The sequence below is a fragment of the Mesonia maritima genome (genome assembly GCF_042433895.1).
Lineage (GTDB): Bacteria > Bacteroidota > Bacteroidia > Flavobacteriales > Flavobacteriaceae > Mesonia > Mesonia maritima.
Genome location: NZ_JBHLUA010000008.1, coordinates 1 through 20,732, shown reverse-complemented (window position 1 = coordinate 20,732; position 20,732 = coordinate 1). Strand labels below are relative to the sequence as shown.

Annotated in this window: 16 protein-coding genes; 6 read left to right on the top strand and 10 right to left on the bottom strand. The window is 32.9% G+C overall.

Going from position 1 to position 20,732, the window contains the following annotated elements:
* Positions 1-51: 51 nt before the first annotated feature.
* Complete coding sequence (locus ACFFGL_RS06195) at positions 52-1,242, bottom strand: proline dehydrogenase family protein (protein WP_309730504.1); 1,191 nt, start codon at positions 1,240-1,242, stop codon at positions 52-54.
* Between the two features lie 94 nt (positions 1,243-1,336).
* Here ACFFGL_RS06195 and aroB point away from each other — a divergent pair, with 94 nt between their 5' ends.
* A complete protein-coding gene (gene aroB, locus ACFFGL_RS06190; RefSeq protein WP_309730506.1) occupies positions 1,337-2,404 on the top strand; it encodes a 3-dehydroquinate synthase in 1,068 nt (355 codons plus the stop codon).
* On the opposite strand, the gene bcp is transcribed toward aroB, so the two are convergent.
* Positions 2,405-2,854 carry a thioredoxin-dependent thiol peroxidase gene (gene bcp / locus ACFFGL_RS06185; protein WP_309730509.1) on the bottom strand — a complete coding sequence of 150 codons (450 nt, stop codon included), beginning with the start codon at positions 2,852-2,854 and terminating at the stop codon, positions 2,405-2,407. It abuts the gene before it with no gap.
* Positions 2,855-2,884: 30 nt separating this feature from the next.
* On the opposite strand from bcp, the gene ACFFGL_RS06180 reads away from it, so the two are divergent.
* Positions 2,885-3,535 (top strand): endonuclease III domain-containing protein, encoded by a 651-nt coding sequence (locus tag ACFFGL_RS06180; RefSeq protein ID WP_309730512.1) that lies wholly within the window; start codon positions 2,885-2,887, stop codon positions 3,533-3,535.
* Positions 3,536-3,842: 307 nt separating this feature from the next.
* On the opposite strand, the gene ACFFGL_RS06175 is transcribed toward ACFFGL_RS06180, so the two are convergent.
* Positions 3,843-4,430 (bottom strand): RNA polymerase sigma factor, encoded by a 588-nt coding sequence (locus ACFFGL_RS06175; RefSeq protein WP_309730515.1) that lies wholly within the window; start codon positions 4,428-4,430, stop codon positions 3,843-3,845.
* 249 nt (positions 4,431-4,679) lie between these two features.
* On the opposite strand from ACFFGL_RS06175, the gene uvrA reads away from it, so the two are divergent.
* Together uvrA and ACFFGL_RS06165 are read left to right on the top strand one after the other, a co-directional pair.
* Positions 4,680-7,469 (top strand): excinuclease ABC subunit UvrA, encoded by a 2,790-nt coding sequence (gene uvrA / locus ACFFGL_RS06170; RefSeq protein ID WP_309730518.1) that lies wholly within the window; start codon positions 4,680-4,682, stop codon positions 7,467-7,469.
* Between the two features lie 321 nt (positions 7,470-7,790).
* A complete protein-coding gene (locus tag ACFFGL_RS06165; protein WP_309730521.1) occupies positions 7,791-8,762 on the top strand; it encodes a hypothetical protein in 972 nt (323 codons plus the stop codon).
* Positions 8,763-8,806: 44 nt separating this feature from the next.
* Here the strand turns inward: ACFFGL_RS06165 and ACFFGL_RS06160 are convergent, their stop codons facing one another.
* The 4 genes from ACFFGL_RS06160 to ACFFGL_RS06145 are packed head-to-tail and all read right to left on the bottom strand — an operon-like array spanning position 8,807 to position 14,301.
* Entirely contained in the window at positions 8,807-10,267 is a 1,461-nt protein-coding gene (locus ACFFGL_RS06160; RefSeq protein WP_309730524.1) for an oligosaccharide flippase family protein, read from the bottom strand.
* 2 nt (positions 10,268-10,269) lie between these two features.
* Entirely contained in the window at positions 10,270-11,559 is a 1,290-nt protein-coding gene (locus ACFFGL_RS06155; protein ID WP_309730527.1) for a glycosyltransferase family protein, read from the bottom strand.
* A gap of 1 nt (position 11,560) precedes the next feature.
* Complete coding sequence (locus tag ACFFGL_RS06150) at positions 11,561-13,990, bottom strand: YfhO family protein (protein WP_309730530.1); 2,430 nt, start codon at positions 13,988-13,990, stop codon at positions 11,561-11,563.
* A 29-nt stretch (positions 13,991-14,019) separates the two neighbouring features.
* Positions 14,020-14,301 carry a DUF4834 family protein gene (locus tag ACFFGL_RS06145; RefSeq protein WP_309730533.1) on the bottom strand — a complete coding sequence of 94 codons (282 nt, stop codon included), beginning with the start codon at positions 14,299-14,301 and terminating at the stop codon, positions 14,020-14,022.
* Between the two features lie 100 nt (positions 14,302-14,401).
* Here ACFFGL_RS06145 and ACFFGL_RS06140 point away from each other — a divergent pair, with 100 nt between their 5' ends.
* Entirely contained in the window at positions 14,402-15,364 is a 963-nt protein-coding gene (locus ACFFGL_RS06140; RefSeq protein WP_309730536.1) for a transporter, read from the top strand.
* A 113-nt stretch (positions 15,365-15,477) separates the two neighbouring features.
* Here ACFFGL_RS06140 and ACFFGL_RS06135 read toward each other — a convergent pair whose 3' ends face one another.
* From ACFFGL_RS06135 to ACFFGL_RS06125, 3 genes are all read right to left on the bottom strand, one after another.
* A complete protein-coding gene (locus tag ACFFGL_RS06135) occupies positions 15,478-16,737 on the bottom strand; it encodes an aminotransferase class I/II-fold pyridoxal phosphate-dependent enzyme (RefSeq protein WP_309730539.1) in 1,260 nt (419 codons plus the stop codon).
* Between the two features lie 144 nt (positions 16,738-16,881).
* Positions 16,882-17,922, bottom strand: a complete 1,041-nt coding sequence (locus ACFFGL_RS06130) for a PLP-dependent cysteine synthase family protein (protein WP_309730542.1) — start codon at positions 17,920-17,922, stop codon at positions 16,882-16,884.
* A 93-nt stretch (positions 17,923-18,015) separates the two neighbouring features.
* On the bottom strand, positions 18,016-20,085 hold the full coding sequence (locus ACFFGL_RS06125; protein ID WP_309730544.1) for a S9 family peptidase: 2,070 nt from the start codon (positions 20,083-20,085) through the stop codon (positions 18,016-18,018).
* A gap of 204 nt (positions 20,086-20,289) precedes the next feature.
* Between ACFFGL_RS06125 and ACFFGL_RS06120 the strand changes: the two genes are divergently transcribed.
* Positions 20,290-20,604 carry a YbaB/EbfC family nucleoid-associated protein gene (locus tag ACFFGL_RS06120; RefSeq protein WP_309730548.1) on the top strand — a complete coding sequence of 105 codons (315 nt, stop codon included), beginning with the start codon at positions 20,290-20,292 and terminating at the stop codon, positions 20,602-20,604.
* The last annotated feature ends 128 nt before the right edge of the window (positions 20,605-20,732 follow it).

The window sequence follows — 20,732 nt, the reverse complement described above, 5'->3', positions numbered from 1 at the left end:
GCTATAATGGGATTAATTAGTTAAATATTTTCAAAAAAAGAAGAAGAAGTTCTACGAAATACGCTTCGTGAACTGTCCATCTCTACGTTGTTTTTCTTCTCGTAATAAAGCCAATTCACGACCGGTTTGTCCTTTTACAGAAGAATTTTCTTGAGCTCTACGAATTAAATACGGAATTACATCTCTAATTGCTCCAAAAGGAACCAGTTTTGCAGCGTTATAACTATTCAACGCTAAATTGAAGGTAATGTGATCACTCATTCCGAATAATTGACTAAACCAAATTCTATCATCGCGCTTATCAATTTCTTTCTCGTCCATCAATTGCATCGTTAAATACGTACTTACCTCATTATGCGTCCCGATGTAAAGATTAATATCATCTAAATGTTGCATAGAATAATAAAGAACCGCGTTAAAGTTTACATCGGTTGCTTCTTTATCTTCACAAATTGGGGTTGGATAACCCATTTTTTCAGCTCTGGCATTTTCCTTTTCCATATAGGCTCCGCGAACAATTTTGGCCCCAATTTTAAAGCCTTTATTTTTTGCTCGTTTATGAAGATCTTTTATATACTGAAGTCTATCCCAACGGTAACATTGTAAAGTATTAAAAACTGTAACTTTCTCTTGATTATATTTTGCCATCATTTCTTCCAAAAGATTATCTGCCGCATCTTGCATCCAAGATTCTTCAGCATCTGCTAGAAGTTTAGTTCCTAATTCTGAAGCTAACGAGCAAACCGTATCTACACGCTTTTTTACACGTTCCCATTCTTGCTGTTCTTTTTCAGATAATTCTTCATTGCTAGAAACTTTTTCCCAAATGGCGAATCTTCCTAAACCGGTTGGTTTAAAAACCGTAAATGGGATTTCTTTTCGCTCTTTTGCAAATCGAATAATATCTAGTTTTGTTTCTAAAGCTGAATCAAATTGAGATTCGTCTTCTTTTCCTTCCGAAGAAAAATCGAGCACACTATGCACATGCATATCGTACATTTTTTTAATCGTTGGCAAACAATCTTTCTGGCTAACGCCACCGCAAAACATTTTAAAAATTGTCTTTTTTATAATTCCTTCTACCGGAAGGTGCATTTTTAAAGCCAAATTAGTCATTCGTGTTCCTACGGCAACTAAAGAAGGCCTGTTCATCATACTAAATATAAAAAGAGAGCGCTTTAATTCTTTATCGTCTTTAAGTGCAAAAGCACGTTTAGTGTTGTTGAAAATTTTTCTTACCATATTCGTTTTTGAAAATTTGCGTAAATATAAGTTTTGAATTACTATTATTTTATTTATTCTGCGTAATTTCGATTAAGATTTAACGTAACTTTTAATGAAATCACTTACTTCTGTTAATAATTTTATACATTTTGGTCAAGAAAATTATGTAACCTTAAATGTTGTAATTGAAGAAATAAATCCTTCAAAAATTTTCATCTTAACAGATAGTAATACGCAAGAACATTGCTTAGCTTTTTTCTTACAGTTTATTTCTACTTCAATAGCAATTGAAGTTATTGAAATTGAACCAGGCGAAGAACATAAAAATATAGAAACTTGTCAAGGGGTTTGGAAAACTTTAACCGAATTTAATGCCGATAGAAAAGCGCTTTTTATAAATCTTGGAGGCGGCGTTGTAACCGATTTAGGCGGATTTGTGGCTTCTACTTTTAAACGCGGAATTAAATTTATAAATATTCCCACTTCCCTACTCGCTATGGTAGATGCTTCTGTTGGCGGAAAAACCGGTGTAGATTTAGGAAATCTAAAAAACCAAATTGGCGTTTTTCAAGATCCTGTGGTAACGCTCATTGATGTTTCATATTTAGCAACTTTACCACAAAATCATTTAAAAAGTGGCTTAGCTGAAATGCTTAAACACGGCTTGATTTGCGATGAGAATTATTGGGAAAAATTATCAGATCTTTCTCAGCTAAATTTAACCGATTTAGAAAAATTAATTTATCATTCCGTAGAAATAAAAACTTCGGTAGTTGAAGAAGATCAACACGAAAACGGAAATAGAAAAATTTTAAATTTCGGTCATACGTTAGGTCACGCAATAGAATCGTATTCTTTAAATTCTGAAGAAAGAGAAACACTTTTACACGGCGAAGCGATTGCTATCGGGCTGATTTTAGAAAGTTATCTTTCCTCAAAAATTTTAAATCTACCCGAAGATAAAGCGGAAGAAATAAAATCGGTTATTCTACAAACTTTTAAGAAAGTAGATTTTACGTCAAAAGAAATACAGTCTATTTGCGAGCTTCTTGTTTTTGATAAAAAAAATAGTCACGGAAATGTGAATTTTGTACTTCTTCATCAAATAGGAACACCACAAATAGACTGCAAAGTTTCTGAAAAACTTATTTATGAAGCTTTTGAATTCTATAAAAATTAATTACAGAATTTGTTCTGCGTGGGCTTTGGTTTTTACTTTTGAAATTACTTCTTCAATTTTACCATCTTCATCAATAATAAAAGTTGTACGGTGAATTCCATCGTATTCTTTTCCCATAAACTTTTTTGGTCCCCAAACGCCAAAAGCATTAATTACTTCTTTGTCCTCATCTGCCAATAAAGGAAATGGTAATTCATATTTATTTTTAAAATTCTGTTGGCGTTTTGGCGAATCTGCACTAACTCCCAAAATGGCATATCCTTTTTCTTGAAAAGTTTCCCAATTATCGCGCAAATTACAAGCTTCTGCCGTACAACCCGGCGTACTGGCTTTTGGATAGAAAAAGACAACTAATTTTTTTCCTTTATAATCTTTTAATTCGTGTACATTTCCATCTTGATCTTTCGCTGAAAAATTTGGAGCTTTATCGCCTTCTTTTAATGTCGTCATAAATGTTATTTTTGTTTAAAAATAAGTAAAATGACCAAACAGGAAAAAGTAGAATTTGTTATAAATACGTTAAATGAAATTTATCCGGAAATTCCTATTCCGTTAGATCATAAAGATCCGTATACATTACTTATCGCTGTTTTACTTTCTGCACAAAGTACCGATGTTAAAGTGAATCAAATCACGCCTTTACTTTTTGAAAAAGCAAGTACACCACAAGAAATGGTAAAACTTTCGGTGGAAGAAATTCGGGAAATTATTAAACCTGTTGGCTTATCGCCTATGAAATCGAAAGGGATTCACGGTTTATCAAAAATTATTCTTGAAAAATATAAGGGTGAAGTTCCCGCGAGTTTTGAAGCTTTAGAATCGTTCCCGGCGGTTGGTCATAAAACGGCTAGCGTGGTAATGTCGCAAGCATTTAATGTTCCCGCTTTTCCGGTAGACACGCATATTCACCGTTTAATGTATCGATGGAATTTATCGAATGGAAAAAGTGTATCACAAACTGAAAAAGATGCGAAACGATTATTCCCGAAAGAATTATGGAACAAATTGCACTTGCAAATTATTTGGTACGGAAGAGAATATTCTCCTGCAAGAGGCTGGAAATTAGAGAATGATATCATTACCAAGACAATTGGTAGAAAAAGCGTATTAAATGCTTATAAAAAGAAATAATTCAGATAAAAACACTTTAAAATTGAAGAATTTAATAGAAATAACTAATTTAAAAAAAGAAACCCGAGCTAAAAATTTTGCCCAGGTTTCTTCAAAGTTTAGTTAAGGATTGTTTCAAATATGTGTTTACTCTTCGATTCGACTACGTTTAAAGCTTTTGAATAATTGAGAAGAAACGAAACTGTTTCTTTTCGAGGTCCTAAATTTTCCACCTTTTTTTTGGGTGATTGGTTTAAGTAAAGTTTTGCCATAACTGAGTTTTCTGTTTGTATTATTTTAATAACGACAAAAAACTCATTGTATTGTATTAGTTGGTCAAAACTATATTATGTTTTTCAATTACTTTACGTAGATTAATTAACGCGTAACGCATTCTTCCCAAAGCGGTATTAATACTCACGCCGGTACGTTCAGAGATTTCTTTAAAACTCATTTCTTTATAAATGCGCATCATTAATACTTCTTTTTGATCTTCTGGTAATTCTTTAATCAAATTTCTAACATCGTTTTCTATTTGATCTTTCACCATTATTTTTTCAGCATTTAATTTATCATCTTGTAATACCGAAAAAATATTAAAATCGCCTTTACCTTCAAATTTTGGCATTCGGTTATTTTTTCTAAAATGATCGATCACCAAATTATGGGCAATTCGCATAACCCACGGTAAAAATTTTCCTTCTTCGTTATACTTTCCCTTTTTTAAGGTTCGAATAACTTTTATAAATGTATCTTGAAAAATATCTTCTGTAATGTCTCGATCAAAGACTTTAGAAAATATAAAATTATAAATGCGTTGCTGGTGACGATTTATTAATTTGGAAAGTGCATCTTCATTACCATCTATATAGCTTCTCACTAAAGCCGCGTCTGTCGTCGTCTTACTTTTTTCCATAACAATTACTTTAATTAATAATCCTTTACCAAAAAATTGGTTCAGAAGGGGTTAACAATAAAATTTAATCAATAATAAAGTAATTGTTCGGTATAGGCTATTTAGATTTTTTAGTATTTATTTGGGTAAATATAACAAAATAGAACTCAAATTAACAAATAAGTTAAATAATTTAACATTTAAGCTGTCAATTCTTTGCTTTTCTCACCGGTTTAGAATAGTTATCTTTGCCGCTTAGATTCAAGAAAAATGGCAGTAGATATTTCAACGGTAGATCCTAGAAAAAATATTATAATTAAAGGAGCCAAACTCCACAATTTAAAAGATATAAATGTTGTAATTCCTCGAAATAAATTGGTGGTAATAACCGGTTTGTCGGGTTCGGGTAAATCCAGCTTAGCTTTTGATACCCTTTATGCGGAAGGTCAACGCCGTTACGTAGAAAGTTTATCTTCTTACGCGCGCCAATTTTTAGGACGATTAGATAAACCGAAAGTAGATTATATTAAAGGAATTGCACCCGCAATAGCAATCGAACAAAAAGTAAATTCTACTAACCCGCGTTCTACGGTAGGAACTTCAACTGAAATTTATGATTACCTAAAATTATTATTTGCCAGAATTGGGAAAACCTATTCACCCATTTCGGGAAATGAAGTAAAAAAAGACACGGTTACCGATGTTATTAATTACATTAAAACCTTTGAAGAACGTGAAAAACTGCTTCTCCTCGCTCCTATTTTTACTGAAAACGGAAGAAGTATTGAAGAGAAAATAAAAATTTTACAGCAACAAGGGTTTAGTAGAATTTTGGTAAAAGATGAGGTTTTACGAATCGATGAAACCGATTTATCGGAATTGAAGCCAAAAGAAGTGATGTTGGTGGTAGATCGTGTTATTAAAAAAGACGATGAAGATTTTTATAATCGATTAGCAGATGCCATTCAATCTGCGTTTTACGAAGGTAAAGGAGAACTTTTTATTCAATCGCTTTCTTCAAATTCTACGAGACAATTCAGTAATAAATTTGAGTTAGACGGAATCACGTTTAACGAGCCAAACATTCATTTATTCAGCTTTAATAATCCTTACGGCGCTTGTCCAAAATGTGAAGGTTACGGTGATGTAATTGGTTTAGATGAAGATCTCATAATCCCAAATACCGGGCTTTCGATTTACGAAAACGCTATTTTCCCTTGGCGTGGCGAAAGTATGAGTTGGTATCGCGATCAATTAGTGAATAATTCGCATAAATTCGATTTTCCTGTTCACAAACCTTATTTTGAATTAAGCGCAGAACATAAAAAATTACTGTGGACCGGAAATAAATATTTTGAAGGTTTAACCAGTTTTTTTGATCATTTAGAAGCAAAAGCCTATAAAATTCAGAATCGTGTAATGCTTTCGCGCTATCGCGGAAAAACAAAATGTAGGGTTTGCAACGGAAAACGCCTAAGAGCGGAAGCCGATTACGTAAAAGTAGATAATTTTTCAATTACCGATTTGGTAGAAAAACCACTCGATGAAGTTGTAGAAATTTTTAAAAACATCACCTTATCTGAACACGACCAAAAAATTGCCAAAAGAATTTTAAAAGAAATTAATAGTCGGCTACATTTTTTAATGAATGTCGGTTTAAATTATTTAACGCTTAACCGAAAATCGAATACACTTTCGGGGGGAGAATCGCAACGGATAAATCTCGCAACTTCATTAGGAAGTAGTTTAGTCGGTTCTATGTATATTTTAGATGAACCCAGTATTGGTTTGCATCCGCGTGATACCGAACGTTTAATTGAAGTTTTAAAAAATTTACGAGATTTAGGAAATACAGTAATTGTAGTAGAACACGATGAAGATATTATGAAAGCCGCCGATGAAATTATCGATATTGGTCCTGAAGCCGGAACCAACGGCGGTAAAGTTGTGGCTACTGGAACCTACAAACAAATTCTAAAATCTTCTTCGCTAACGGCTAAATATTTAAATGAAGAATTAAAAATTGAAGTTCCTAAAAAAAGAAGAGAACATAAATATTATATCGATATTATTGGCGCTCGAGAACACAATTTAAAAAATATTGATGTTCGTTTTCCATTAGGCGTTTTCACGGCGGTTACCGGTGTTTCCGGTAGCGGTAAAAGTACTTTGGTTAAACGAATTCTCTATCCGGCTATTTTAAAAGAAACCGGCGGTTACGGTGAAAAACTAGGACAAGTAAGTAAAATTGAAGGGAAATTCAGCAACACAAAAAATATAGAATTTGTAGATCAAAACCCAATTGGAAGATCTTCTCGTTCAAATCCCGTAACATATATTAAAGCTTACGATGAAATTAGAAACTTATTCGCTAGTCAAAAATTGGCAAAAGTACGCGGCTATAAAGCGAAACATTTCAGTTTTAATGTAGATGGCGGAAGATGTGAAAATTGTAAAGGTGAAGGTGAAGTAACCATTGAAATGCAATTTATGGCAGATGTACATTTAGAATGCGATGTTTGTAAAGGGCGACGTTTTAAAGATGAAGTTTTAGAAATTAAATTTGAAGGTAAATCAATTTTTGATGTGTTAAGCCTGACAATTGCCGATGCTATTGACTTTTTTAAACAACATTCTGAAACCAAGATAAAACGGAAATTACAACCCTTATTAGATGTGGGTTTGGGTTATGTAACTTTAGGGCAAAGCTCCTCTACTCTTTCTGGCGGTGAAGCGCAACGTATTAAGTTAGCTTCTTTCTTAGGAAAAGGAACAACAAAAGACAAAGCGCTATTTATTTTTGATGAACCAACTACCGGATTACATTTTCACGATATTCAGAAATTATTAGCTTCTTTTAATGCGTTGTTAGAAAAAGGCCATTCTGTAATTGTGATTGAACATAATATGGAGTTGGTAAAATGCGCCGATTATGTAATTGATCTCGGTTTAGAAGGCGGAAATAAAGGTGGAAATTTAATCGCTACTGGAACACCGGAAGAAGTAGCAAAAAACAAAAAATCGTATACTGCCAAGTATTTAAAAGAAAAACTCTCATAATACCAACAATCACCAATTATCTAATGTAATTGGCACAGTAGTTGTAACTTATAAATTGATTATCAAAAATTGCTTTTGCGATGAGTGATAATTAATTTTTTGGTTGGTTAGTTGGAAAGCCCTTAGATTAATTTCTAGGGGTTTTCTGTTTTACTCGATAATCGATCGAGATGTAAAAGCTTCAATTTTTGTCTAATTTACAAATTATTTCCTCTGAATATTTTATTTTTTTGATTAGAGCTTATTTTCAAATATACAAAAAATATTTTTTTGGCACATGTTTTGAAAACATTTTAAGTAATTATGAAAAAACCTATAATTATGAAAAAGCTAATTGTTTTCCTGAGCATTTTTGTTTTTGCTTCTTCTGCAACAAAAGCAGCTGAAGATGAAAATGCAGTCTATAATTATTCTAACGCTATAATTTTTACGGAAAGTAATATTGAATTTGCTGTTTATCCAGACGGTCAATTCGATTTTTATTATTTACCTGCGCAACCTTTACGAGTTGATGTGCAAACTCCTTCAGTAAATATTAGTTATAATGCGGGTTATAATTATAATCCATTTATACAATATGACGATTTTGGCGCGGTAGTACAAATTGAAAATACACCTGTTTTTTATGATTATTACGGGCGTGTAATTCAGATCGGAAATACACATTTATTCTATAATCGATTTGGAAGACTTGCACGCGTTGGCGGACTTTTTATTCAATATAATTCTTACGGAAGTTTTGTTCACTTTAGAGGTTATATAAATCCTTATAACAGATATTACGTAGCGCGACCTTGGCATCAATTTTATGTAAAACCAGTCCCAACGCGTTGTGTAGTTTATACAAGACCTTATAGAAGTTATTATGAACCGAGAAGAATTTCGTATAATAATTACCGTAGCAGTTCTTATCGGAACAGATCGAATTACGATGATTTTTTAAGACCTTCAGCTCGAGTTACTTCTTATACTCGTGGTACGCGAACAAGTAGCAAACGTGCAATAAACTCTAATGTAAGTTCAAACTCGCGTTCTCAAAGAGTTTCAACTACGCGATCTACTACTAATACGAGAGAGCTTTCCAGAAATAATGAAAGACCGTTAAGTACCACTAGAACGCTACCTCGTGCGACTAGAAATTCTTCAGCTTCTGAAAATAATTCTTCAACGAGAAATAGAACTTCTGAAACGACTTCAGAAAATAATACAAGAAATAGAAAACCAACTAGTTACAATTCTCGTACATCTAGTAGATCTTCCGGACGAAGTAGTGCGACTTCAACCAGAAGGTAAAGCAATAGTTTTGGTTAGTTTTTTCAAACTCCTTGGTTTTAGTGTCAAGGAGTTTGTTTTTTTAGATATTTATTGATGGTTTCGGTAATGTCATTAGAAAAATTAAGAAAATACGTCACCGCTAAATATATAATTGAAATAAGGCTTGATTTTAAAATAATGCTGACCAAAGGTGGAAGATTAAACTCTAGGTAATAAAAGATAAAACTAAGCAAGGTGATTAAAATCATTACTTGAAATGTTTTCAGCGTAAAAGGATGCAAATTTAATTTTTGATAGACAATCACCAATTTAAAACTATCGTAAAGAAAAAACGCTGTAAAACTCGCAATCGCGGCTCCTAACAAACCAAGAACCGGAATTAACCATAAATTCAAGATAAAAGCGACCAATAATACCGCTATTCCCAGTACTAAAATTAAGCGATAGTAATCTGAATTTAATAAAATGCTATTGCTGTTTCCCAATAGGTTATCGAACAATTTAATTCCGCAGAGTAATAATAAAATACTGACTTCAATCTCATATTCATCGGGCATTAAATAATATAAACTATTAATGTTGGTAATAATTAAAGTAAAAATTAATCCACTTACAACCAACAACGTAACAGAACTTTTTTTATACATTTTATCCAGTTCAACGCGTTGTTTATTATTCAATAAAGAAGCTGTAATCGGATGTAAAATTTGTTGCATCGCTCGAGAAGGCACCGCAATAACAGAAGCTACATAAACCGCGATTCCGTAAACCGAAACATTTTCAATCGGCAAATAATGTTCAATCATTACTTTATCTAAATCCAGCAAGGCTGTAGCAACCGTTCCAGCTATAAAGATTAAAAAGGAATATTTAAAAATTGAACTTTTATTATGCGGAAGTCGAAAATCCAACGTTGGCGGAAGCAATTTAAACGCGTAAACCATAATTACAAGCGTTCGAGCTAAATAGACAAATACTAAAGAATAAATAAATTCTTCAACACTTAAATAATCAAAATATACTAGCGCTAATAAAATAGTAATGCAAACGCGATGAAAAACTTCTCGCATAAAATTACCGAACACACTTTTAAATTTTAATTTTCCCCAAGCGAAAAATACTTCAAAATAAGCAATGGTAATAGCGACTACAAAAATTAACCAAACATACGGTTGAACCAATTCATTTTTATTGAAATAAGCCAAAATTGCTTCATAAAAAACGAAGCCAAAAATCCCTAAAACAATTCCTATAAATAAAGGAAAAATTAAAGCGAAAGTCAATAATTTATGCTGATCTGATTCCGTTTTATATGAACTGTAAAATTTCACAATCGTATTGTGAACGCCTAAACCCATTATTGGCCAAATTAATGTGCTGGCAGAAAGTAAAAATGTGACCAAACCGTAATATTCTGGCGATAAGAAATGTGGATAAAGAAACAAAACATTTATAGCACCAATCACAAACCCAAAATAGGTTGTCATCATATTTTTAAACGATTGGTTTAAAACAACGCCCATAATTATTTTGCTGTTTTTTTAATAACTTCTGAAAGTTTTTCGGTTAAGGCTTTTCGGGTATATTTTTCAAGTCCCACAGGATTTTCTTTTAATGAATTTTCTTGAAAAGCTTTAAAATATTTGAGAATTTGTGATTTTATTTTCTCTTTTTCTAGATATAAAAATGGTATGGAAACACGAACATCTGCAAGAATTTTTTTGACATCCCAATTTTTTGGACCAATTGCGATTATTGGTCGATTTGTCGCTAAATATTCAAATAATTTTCCAGGAATAATCGCTTCGGTTTCTTTTTTATCGATTTCAATTAATAAAAGTACTTGTGATTTTCGTTGGTATTCAATTGCTTTTCTATGCGAAACATAACCTCTATTCAATAAAAAATCTTGTAAACCTTCATTTTTAATGCTTTGCACTACTTCTCCACTCACCTTTCCGATAAGTTGTAATTGAAAATGTTCCTTAAAATCTCTATTTTCCTGAACCAATTCTGCTAAAGCTTTCCATAAATTTATAGGATTTCTTTCCGCTAAAAGCGAACCGATATGGGAAACCGTAAATTTTTCATCTAAGGGAATTTTTTCATGCTTTTTTTGCTCAAATCCGTTTGTAATAACCGTAATTGGTTTTTGCGTTATTGTAGCAAATTCTTGCTTTGTTTTAAAACTCGTGGTAAGAATATGCGACGCTTTTGTGAGTACTTCTTTTTCTAATTGCACGTGTTTTTTTTCAGCAAATTTTGTCAGTTTTAATTCTTTATGATAACCAATACTCGTCCACGGATCGCGAAAATCTGCAATCCATTTTAAAGATGAATTTTCTTTTAATTTTAAACCGATTAAATGTAAACTATGTGGTGGACCGGTAGTAATTACTGTAGAAACATTATTTTCTTCAAGATAATTTTTCAAAAATTCTACCGAAGGTTTTACCCAATATTTTCTGGCATCGGGAATAAAAAAATTTCCTCTAACAAATAACAACGCGTTTTGCAGTAAACTATTCGATTTTTTCTTATCGATAATTCCGCTGCTGATACGTTCGGTTTTTTTCTTTGAAAAAATTTTCGCAAATCGATAAGGTTCGGCAATCGGCTTTTTTAAAATTTTTATATCCTTCGGAATTTCATCGAGCAACGATTTATCTTGAATAGGATAATGCGGATTTTCGGGAACATATAAAATAGGTTCAATATTGAAATTCTTTAAATGCGTCGCAAATTTCAACCAACGCTGAACGCCCGGTCCTCCAGCAGGAGGCCAATAATATGTTATAATAAGAACCTTTTGCATATTAAGCTTTTCGCTGCTTTAGCTTGTATAAAATTCCTAAGATTAATAAAATTAGCAAAATTATACAGCTAATTAAACTTAGCATACTTCCGGTTTGGATTACCGCAGGTTCAAAAGAGAATGTTAACTCATGATTTCCTGCCGGTAAAAGTGCTGCGCGTAAAACAAAATCGGCTCTAAAATGCGGAATTTCTTTTCCGTCTACACGCGCTACCCAACCTCCAGGATAATAAATTTCAGAAAATACCGCTACCCGATCATTTTCAGTTTTGTAAGAATAAGTAAGTTTATTAGGTTGATAAGATTCTAATTGAATAGTTGCTGAAGAATCTGCTGCAAATTTTTTCTTCACAATAAATTCTTCAAATTCTTGCTGAACAATTGCAGTTTTCTTGGTATTTAAACTATCGAGCGCTAGAATTTCATCATTTGCATTTTCTACAATTTTAATATTTTCTACAAACCACGCATTTCCATTCGCTTCAAAATTTTCTTGCATCATCACTTTTCCTTGGTTGGAATGAATGGAATATTTTGTATTCAGCATATTCAGCACTTCTTTATTTCCTTTATAAATATGAAAATCGAATAACTGCTGAATTCGCTTAGGTTTTGCCGCGTGATAACCGCCCAAAGAATTATGAAAATAAGATGCTCTCGCCGAATTTAACGGACTTCCCGAAAGATCTAACACACGATAATGACCCTCGTCTTGTAAAATTTCTTGATCTGTAGCTGTCATTTGGAATGGTTCTTCCATTTGACGTTTACTCACAAAATCTTCTTCATTTACATAACGCTTATCAACCGCAATTAAATCAACTAAAATTAAAAGAGCGACACCGGCAATTACTAGATTATGGGATAATTTATTTTTCAGATAAAACCAAATTAAGCTTGCAATAAGTAAAACAAATACTAAACTTCTAATAGCATCTGTGGTAAACATGGCTTTACGATCTTCAATAAGCGCGTTAATAAAATCCGGACCAAGTTGCTCGATAAACATCCGATCGCTATCGGTAGAAAAGTCGAACAGTACAGATTTCATTAAAAGGAAAAATACGCTTAAACCGCCGGCAATTATTGTCGCCCATTTTAACGCATTTTTTTTCGCATCATTTTCAATCCTGGATTGAAATAATTTTGCTAAACCAACAACCGCTAATATAGGAACACATAATTCTATAATTACCTGAATAGAAGAAACTGCTCTAAATTTGTTATAAAGAGGAACATTTTCAATAAAAAATTTGGTTAGTCCTGAGAAGTTATCACCCAACGAAAGGAATAATGCTAAAATTGAACCGCCGACAACCCACCATTTTAATTTTCCGCGAACAAGAAATAAAGCGAATACAAAAAGGAAAATTACACTCGCACCAATATAAGCCGGTGCACCAATATAGGTTTGCTCTCCCCAATAGGTTGGCGCTCCTTCAGTAAAACTTTTTGCTTGTTGCGGTGTGGCGCCTAAATTAAGTAAATAATTATAGGATGCTGATTCTGTTGAGAGTTCTTCTGAACTTGAACCACCCATAAAACGTGGGATAAAAAGATTAAATGTTTCCCAGCCGCCATAACTGTATTCGGTTATATAATCGTAATCTAAACCAGCTTTTTGAGATGCATCCGGTGTTCCATCCGGATTTATGCTAATTTCGCTTTTCCCGCGGGTACTAAATTGCGTGTATTCTTGTGTAGCTAGTAAATTTGTGGCGTTTGCGCCAATTGCCAAAATTACAGCAACTGCCATAACTCCTAAGGCTGAAAAAAACTGTGGAAGTTTCTTTTTCTTGAAAAAATCGATGAAATAAACAAATCCTAAAACGATTACTAATAATAAAAGATAATACGTCATCTGGAAGTGATTTGCGCTAATTTCTAAAGCCATTCCTAACGCTAACAATAAACCGCCGCCAATATATTTTTTACGGAAGCATAAAATTATTCCGGCTAAAACTACCGGCATATAGGCAATGGCATGTGCTTTTGAATTATGCCCAACTCCTAATAAAATTATTAAATAAGTTGAAAAACCGAAAGCTAAGGCTCCTAAAAAAGCGAGTTTATAATCTACTTTTAGACACAACAGTAAAATATAAAGTCCAATGAAATAGAGAAATAAATAATCTGCCGGACGAGGTAAAAAACGTAGCGTTCTATCTAATTGTTTTATGTAATTATGTGGATAATTTGCTCCTAATTGATAGGTTGGCATTCCGCCAAACGCAGCATCTGTCCAATAAGGTTCTGCATCATTTTCAGCTCTAAAATCATTTTGCTGTTTCGCCATTCCGGTATATTGCACAATATCGCTTTGATAAATTACTTTTCCCTGAAGCACCGGATGAAAATAAAATAACGCAATTATGATAAAACCAAGAAGAACTAAAAAATGAGGAATTAACCTTTTAAAATTATAAGTCATGCAGCCTAACGTTTGAATAGTGATGAAAATTAATCAATTTCTTCGTAATCGATATACTCACCTACATTTTTATTTGATTTCTTATTTTTTTTAGGATCGCGATCTATGGTAAACTCTTCTTTTTGCTGATGTTGCTTTCTAAAATCTTGCTGTTGTTGCTGAAAATTTCTAGAAACACGTTGACCCACTTTTTTAAAAATATATCGCATAATCTGTGGCCCAAACCATTTAAAAATAATTTTTACAGCAAAATAAATTAGTAATATTATTAAAATGGTTTTCACAAAACCAATAAAAGATGCCTCTTGCATGATTCTTCTTTTTGTGCAAAATTATTAAATACTACGCTTTAAAAGATAGTTAAGTTCAAAAAATATAAAAATTCAGCTATATTTGAGTAAAAATCTTTCTATGCGAAAACAAATCTTACCTGTTATTCTATTTCTTTCAAGCTTTCTAGCTTCAGCACAATACACAGAAACGATTAATTCTAACCGACCTGGAAATTCTACTGGAGCATTCGCGGTAGGAAATCAAGTATTACAATTTGAAACCGGCGCAAAACTTGGAAACGACGATCATTCTTTACTTGAAACTGACACTAACCGATTCGGGATTGATTATGAAGTACGTTATGGTATTTTTATGGAACAGTTAGAAGTAAGTTTAAAAGGAACCTATTTAAGTTCAACTGAAAAGCAAATTATTGGCGGAGCCGAAAGAGAATACAAATTCAGTAATTTCGAAAGCAACACTTTAGGCGTAAAATACTTAGTGTACGATCCGTATAAAAAAGATTATTTAGAAAAGCCAAATTTATATAGTTGGAAAGCCAACAATAGTTTTAATTGGGGAGATTTAATCCCGGCAGTTTCAGTTTATGCAGGAGCGAATTTGCTATTTGGAGACAATCCATATATGGTTCCAAATGAATCAAGTATTAGTCCACAACTTGGCGTTTACACGCAAAATAATTGGGGAAAATGGGTTTTTGTAATGAATTTTATAGGCGATAAATTCACTTCAGATTTTCCTACCTATATGGGTATTTTTACAATGACTCACGGAATTAACAACCAAGTTTCTGTTTTTGGGGAAGTTCAAATAATAAAAAGTGATATTTATAGTGATGATTTTGCTAGAATTGGTGGTGCTTATTTATTTACCAAAGATTTACAGTTAGATGCTTCCGCGATGATGAATTTTAAAGATACGCCTTCACGTTGGGAAGTTACGCTCGGAATTTCATATCGTTTAGATATGCATACCGAAGATGAAATAATTATGGAAGATAATAAAAAGGATAAAAAAGAGAAGAAAGAAAAGCGAAATAGCGAACTTGTAAATCCAGATGGAACAATGAATGAGGATTAAAATTTTTCTCGTTTACTTAATTGGAAATAATTCTTTGCTTAATAAAAAACCGATAGATTTTTCTATCGGTTTTTTATTATTTTAAATTTTCTTGTTTTAATCTGAAAATTAGTTTATTCTTTTACTGCTGCTGAAACTCCAGCGGACATTCTTTTATAAACACCACTTTCAAGACGCTCTCTAATAGCCGAAAATGCTTCAAGTGTTTGTTCAACATCTTCTAAAGTATGCGAAGCTGTAGGTATCATTCTTAGTAAAATTAATCCTTTAGGAATTACAGGATAAACCACAATAGAACAGAAAACCCCGTGATTTTCTCTTAAATCTTTTACCAGTGCCATCGCTTCAGGAATACTACCTTTTAAATAAACTGGTGTTACACAACTTTGGGTTGTTCCAATATCGAACCCACGACTTTTTAATCCGTTTTGCAATGCGTTTACATTTTCCCAAAGTTTTTCTTTTAACTCTGGCATAGTGCGCAACATATCTAAACGTTTTAATGCGCCTTCTACTAATTGCATTTGCAATGATTTTGCAAACATTTGTGAGCGCAAATTATATTTTAAATAATCAATGACTTCTTGATCTCCCGCTATAAAAGCTCCGGTACTTGCCATAGATTTAGCAAAAGTTGCAAAATAAACATCGATATCATCTTGAACGCCTTGCTCCTCTCCTGCTCCTGCTCCTGTTTTTCCTAATGTTCCAAAACCGTGTGCATCATCTACAAATAAACGGAAATTATATTTTTCTTTTAATGCAACGATTTCTTTAAGTTTTCCTTGTTCTCCGCGCATTCCGAAAACTCCTTCAGAAATTAAAAGAATTCCGCCGCCGGTTTGTTCGGCAATTTTAGTTGCGCGATCAAGATTTTTTTCAATACTTTTTACATCGTTGTGTTTATAGGTGAAACGTTTTCCTAAATGTAAACGTACTCCATCAATAATACACGCGTGAGCATCTACATCATATACAATAACATCATCTTTACCAACTAAGGCATCGATTGTAGAAACCATTCCTTGATAACCGAAATTTAATAAATAAGCTGCGTCTTTGTTTACAAATTCTGCTAATTCATCTTGAAGCTTTTCGTGTAAATCTGTGTGACCACTCATCATTCGAGCTCCCATCGGATAAGCCGAACCGTATTTTGCACCTGCTTCTGCATCAACTTTTCTTACTTCCGGGTGATTGGCTAAACCTAAATAATCGTTTACACTCCAAGTAATTACTTCTTTTCCACGGAATTTCATTCGGTTACTAATTTCACCTTCCAGTTTAGGAAATACAAAATAGCCTTCTGCTTGAGCTGCCCACTTTCCTAATGGTCCTTTGTCTTTGTATATTTTTTCAAATAGATCTCTCATAAGATTATGTTTTATAACCAAGTGGCAAAAGTATGAAATTTCTGCAAACTCTCTGTGATTGGTTATTTATTAACTTTTTTTTCGCTATAAAACAGCAAAAAGCATCCTAAGTTTAGGATGCTTTTAAAACGAATAGCTCGAAAGCTATTTTATATATTCAATTTTTTCTGCACCAACATTATTTTCACTGTCTGAAAAACCTTGTTCGTGCATCCAATCGTCACTGTAAATTTTACTCATATAACGCGACCCGTGATCTGGAAATATGATTACAACTTTGCTATCTTCATCAAACTCACCTTCTTCTACAAGTTGTTTTACACCTTGAAAAGCGGCTCCGCTGGTATAACCTACAAAAAGTCCTTCGGTTCTAGCTATATTTCGTGCTGTATGCGCGCTAGCTTCATCTGAAACTTTTACAAATTTATCGATGATATCAAAATCTGTGGCTGTAGGAATTAAATTTTTCCCGAGTCCTTCAATTCGATAAGGATAAATTTCATCAGGATCTAATTCTTTTGTTTCGTGGTATTTTTTTAAAACTGAACCATACGCATCAATTCCAATTACTTTTACATCAGGATTTTGTTCTTTTAAAAATCTTGCTGTTCCTGAAATTGTTCCGCCGGTACCACTACAAGCAATTAAATGGGTGATTTTTCCTTCGGTTTGTTTCCAAATTTCTGGTCCTGTAGTTTTGTAATGCGCATCAATATTTAATTCATTAAAATACTGATTTATATATACAGAGCCTTTAATTTCTTGATGTAAACGTTTAGCAACTTGATAATACGAACGTGGATCGTCTGCCGAAACGTGCGCAGGGCAAACATAAACTTTTGCGCCCATTGTACGTAACATATCGATTTTATCACCGGAAGATTTAGAACTTACCGCTAAAATGCAATCGTAACCTTTAATTACACTTACCATTGCTATACTAAAACCGGTATTCCCAGAAGTAGTTTCAATAATAGTATCGCCGGGTTTTAAAATCCCTTTCCGTTCAGCTTCTTCAATAATATATAAAGCGATTCGATCTTTAGTTGAATGTCCGGGATTAAATGCTTCTACTTTCGCATAATAATCACCTTTGAAGTTCTCAGTTATATGGTTCAACTTGATTAATGGCGTATCCCCTATGAGTTGTAATACATTGTTGTAAACCTGTAAGTCTTCTCTCATAAATTGATGTTCATGTTAACCTATAAATGTTTGGCGAAAAAGTTTCTACTAAACATTTGTACAAACAAGGCAAATTTACATTATTTTTTTTAATTATTCACTTATTCCTTCTAAGTCTAAGAAAAATGCATAATCTTCGGCTACTTCTTTTAAAGCTTCAAATCTTCCTGAAGCGCCGCCGTGCCCTGCTTCCATATTCGTATGAAAAAGTAAAATATTTTTATCGGTTTTTAATTCTCTTAATTTTGCAACCCATTTTGCCGGTTCCCAATATTGCACTTGAGAATCATGAAAACCGGTAGTTACCAAAATATTTGGGTAATCTTGGGCAATTACATTATCATACGGTGAATATGACTTCATATACTCATAATATTCTCTATTATTCGGATTTCCCCATTCATCATATTCTCCGGTAGTTAAGGGAATGCTATCGTCTAACATTGTTGTAACCACATCCACAAAAGGGACTGCGGCAATCACCCCATTATAAAGTTGTGGCGCCATATTTAAAATTCCCCCCATAAGCATTCCACCGGCAGAACCACCAAAAGCGTATAAATGTTTTGCAGAAGTATATTTTTCTTGAATTAAAAATTTACTGCAATCTATAAAATCGGTAAACGTATTTTTTTTCTGAAGCAATTTTCCATCTTCATACCAATTTCTTCCTAAATATTCTCCACCACGAACATGAGAAATTGCAAAAATGAATCCGCGGTTTAATAAACTAAGTCGAGAAGTTGAAAACGATGGATCTGTTGTATGACCATAACTTCCGTAAGCGTATTGTAATACTGGATTATTTCCACTTTTTTCTAATCCTTTTTTATAAACTAACGATATTGGAATTTTTGTACCATCTTCGGCAGTTGCCCAAATACGTTCTGATATGTAATTTTCTTTTTGAAATGTTGGATCTTCTACGGTTTGTTCTTTTCTAACCTCACTCTCTTTGGTTTTCATATTAAAATCGATAACCGAAGCCGGCGTAGTTAACGAATTGTAGCCGTAGCGTAAAATATCAGTCTCAAAATCAGGATTGTTTCCGGTATAAGCGGTATAGGTTTCATTATCGAAAGGCAAATAATAATCTTCTTGCTCATCCCAACGCATAATTCTAATTCGGTTTAACCCTTGAAAACGTTCAGTAAGTACTAAATAATGTTCAAAAATATCGACATCTTCAATGAGTACATCTTTTTGATGCGGAATAACTTCTTCCCAATTATTAGATGTAGTATTTTCAACCGGCGTTTTCATCAATTTAAAATTCGTCGCGCCATCTTTATTGGTAAGTACGTAAAAGTGATGTTTGTAATGTGCAATTCCATATTCCACACCCCGTTCGCGTTTTTGAAAAAGTTTAAATTCTTCTCGAGGATGATCGGCGTCTAAAATTCTATATTCATCGCTCATCGTACTGCTCGAGCCGATAATTATATATTTTCGAGATTTAGATTTATAAACGTACGCATTAAAAGTTTCATCTTTTTCGTGATAAACCAACATATCTTTTGAGGGATCTTCACCTAAAATATGCTGATAAATTTTATCTGAACGTAACGTTTTTTCGTCTTTTCGGGTGTAGAAAAGTGTTTTATTATCGTTTGCCCAGGTAGAACTTCCGGTGGTCGTTTCAATTTTTGTAGGAAGAATTTCACCGGTTTCTAAATTTTTTACCTGAATAGTATATTTTCTTCTACTTACAGTGTCAATTCCAAAGGAAGCTAATTTATTATTGGGACTAATGCTTATTCCTGTTAATTTAAAATAAGAATGTCCTTCTGCCATTTTATTGCAGTCAAATAAAATTTGCTCTTCCGCTTCAAGGCTTTCTTTTTTTCGAGCGTAAATAGGATAATTTTTACCGGTTTCAAAACGTACATAATACCAGTAACCATTCAATTTATAAGGAACCGAAGTATCGTCTTCTTTTATTCTCGCTTTCATTTCTTCAAACAATTTATGCTGAAATTGCTTGGTATGCGCGGTCATTTTTTCATTATAATCGTTTTCCTCCTTTAAATATTCAATTACTTTAGGATTTTCACGATCATTCAACCAAAAATAATTATCAATTCTCGTATCACCGTGAATCGTTAATTCTTTTGCTATTTTTTCTGCCTTCGGCGGAAGTATTTCTTGCTTGATAACTTGCATACTATATTTATTTGAAACGCTGCAAAGGTAAAGTTTCATTAGGAAAGAAGAAGTAAACTATCTTCAAAAAAAACTTACTAATTTTTAGAACAGGTAAAAGATTAAATTTGAAGACAAAGTGAAGTTTTTAAATCTGGATTATCGCGTAAACTTTCCTTTTAATTTTAAGTATTAACTTTGCGACGAACTTAAAATCAAAAAGCTATGTTTGGAGATATGATGAACAAATTAAAAGAGGCACAAGAAAAAGTTGAAGAAACCAAAAAACGCCTCGATACCGTTACAATGCAAGAACAATCTAACGACGGATTGCTAAAAGTAACCATTACCGGAAATCGTGAAATAAAAAATATTGAAGTTGCTGAAGAATTGCTTGAAGATAAAGAACAATTAGAAGATTATTTAGTGTTAACATTAAATAAAGCAATTAAAAAAGCTTCTGATATGAATGAAGCTGAACTTGGCGCAGCAGCAAAAAAAGGAATGCCAAATATCCCTGGAATGGATATGTTTAAATAATTATTTTATTTATCATCATTCATTAAAAACCCCTTGCTTTTTTTAGCAAGGGGTTTTCTCTTTTAGTTTCTATTTAATTTATCGGTTACCTTTTCAAGGTAAAGTTGGCTTTGAACTCTCTCGGCTGC

Excerpts from the sequence above, each read along its gene's own strand:
- ACFFGL_RS06160 (WP_309730524.1), bottom strand. The coding sequence starts at position 10,267 with ATGGGCGTTGTTTTAAACCAATCGTTTAAAAATATGATGACAACCTAT.
- ACFFGL_RS06135 (WP_309730539.1), bottom strand. The coding sequence starts at position 16,737 with ATGAGAGATCTATTTGAAAAAATATACAAAGACAAAGGACCATTAGGA.
- ACFFGL_RS06195 (WP_309730504.1), bottom strand. The coding sequence starts at position 1,242 with ATGGTAAGAAAAATTTTCAACAACACTAAACGTGCTTTTGCACTTAAA.
- uvrA (WP_309730518.1), top strand. The coding sequence starts at position 4,680 with ATGGCAGTAGATATTTCAACGGTAGATCCTAGAAAAAATATTATAATT.
- ACFFGL_RS06165 (WP_309730521.1), top strand. The coding sequence starts at position 7,791 with ATGAAAAAGCTAATTGTTTTCCTGAGCATTTTTGTTTTTGCTTCTTCT.
- bcp (WP_309730509.1), bottom strand. The coding sequence starts at position 2,854 with ATGACGACATTAAAAGAAGGCGATAAAGCTCCAAATTTTTCAGCGAAA.
- ACFFGL_RS06155 (WP_309730527.1), bottom strand. The coding sequence starts at position 11,559 with ATGCAAAAGGTTCTTATTATAACATATTATTGGCCTCCTGCTGGAGGA.
- ACFFGL_RS06175 (WP_309730515.1), bottom strand. The coding sequence starts at position 4,430 with ATGGAAAAAAGTAAGACGACGACAGACGCGGCTTTAGTGAGAAGCTAT.
- aroB (WP_309730506.1), top strand. The coding sequence starts at position 1,337 with ATGAAATCACTTACTTCTGTTAATAATTTTATACATTTTGGTCAAGAA.
- ACFFGL_RS06180 (WP_309730512.1), top strand. The coding sequence starts at position 2,885 with ATGACCAAACAGGAAAAAGTAGAATTTGTTATAAATACGTTAAATGAA.
- ACFFGL_RS06145 (WP_309730533.1), bottom strand. The coding sequence starts at position 14,301 with ATGCAAGAGGCATCTTTTATTGGTTTTGTGAAAACCATTTTAATAATA.
- ACFFGL_RS06150 (WP_309730530.1), bottom strand. The coding sequence starts at position 13,990 with ATGACTTATAATTTTAAAAGGTTAATTCCTCATTTTTTAGTTCTTCTT.
- ACFFGL_RS06125 (WP_309730544.1), bottom strand. The coding sequence starts at position 20,085 with ATGCAAGTTATCAAGCAAGAAATACTTCCGCCGAAGGCAGAAAAAATA.
- ACFFGL_RS06140 (WP_309730536.1), top strand. The coding sequence starts at position 14,402 with ATGCGAAAACAAATCTTACCTGTTATTCTATTTCTTTCAAGCTTTCTA.
- ACFFGL_RS06130 (WP_309730542.1), bottom strand. The coding sequence starts at position 17,922 with ATGAGAGAAGACTTACAGGTTTACAACAATGTATTACAACTCATAGGG.
- ACFFGL_RS06120 (WP_309730548.1), top strand. The coding sequence starts at position 20,290 with ATGTTTGGAGATATGATGAACAAATTAAAAGAGGCACAAGAAAAAGTT.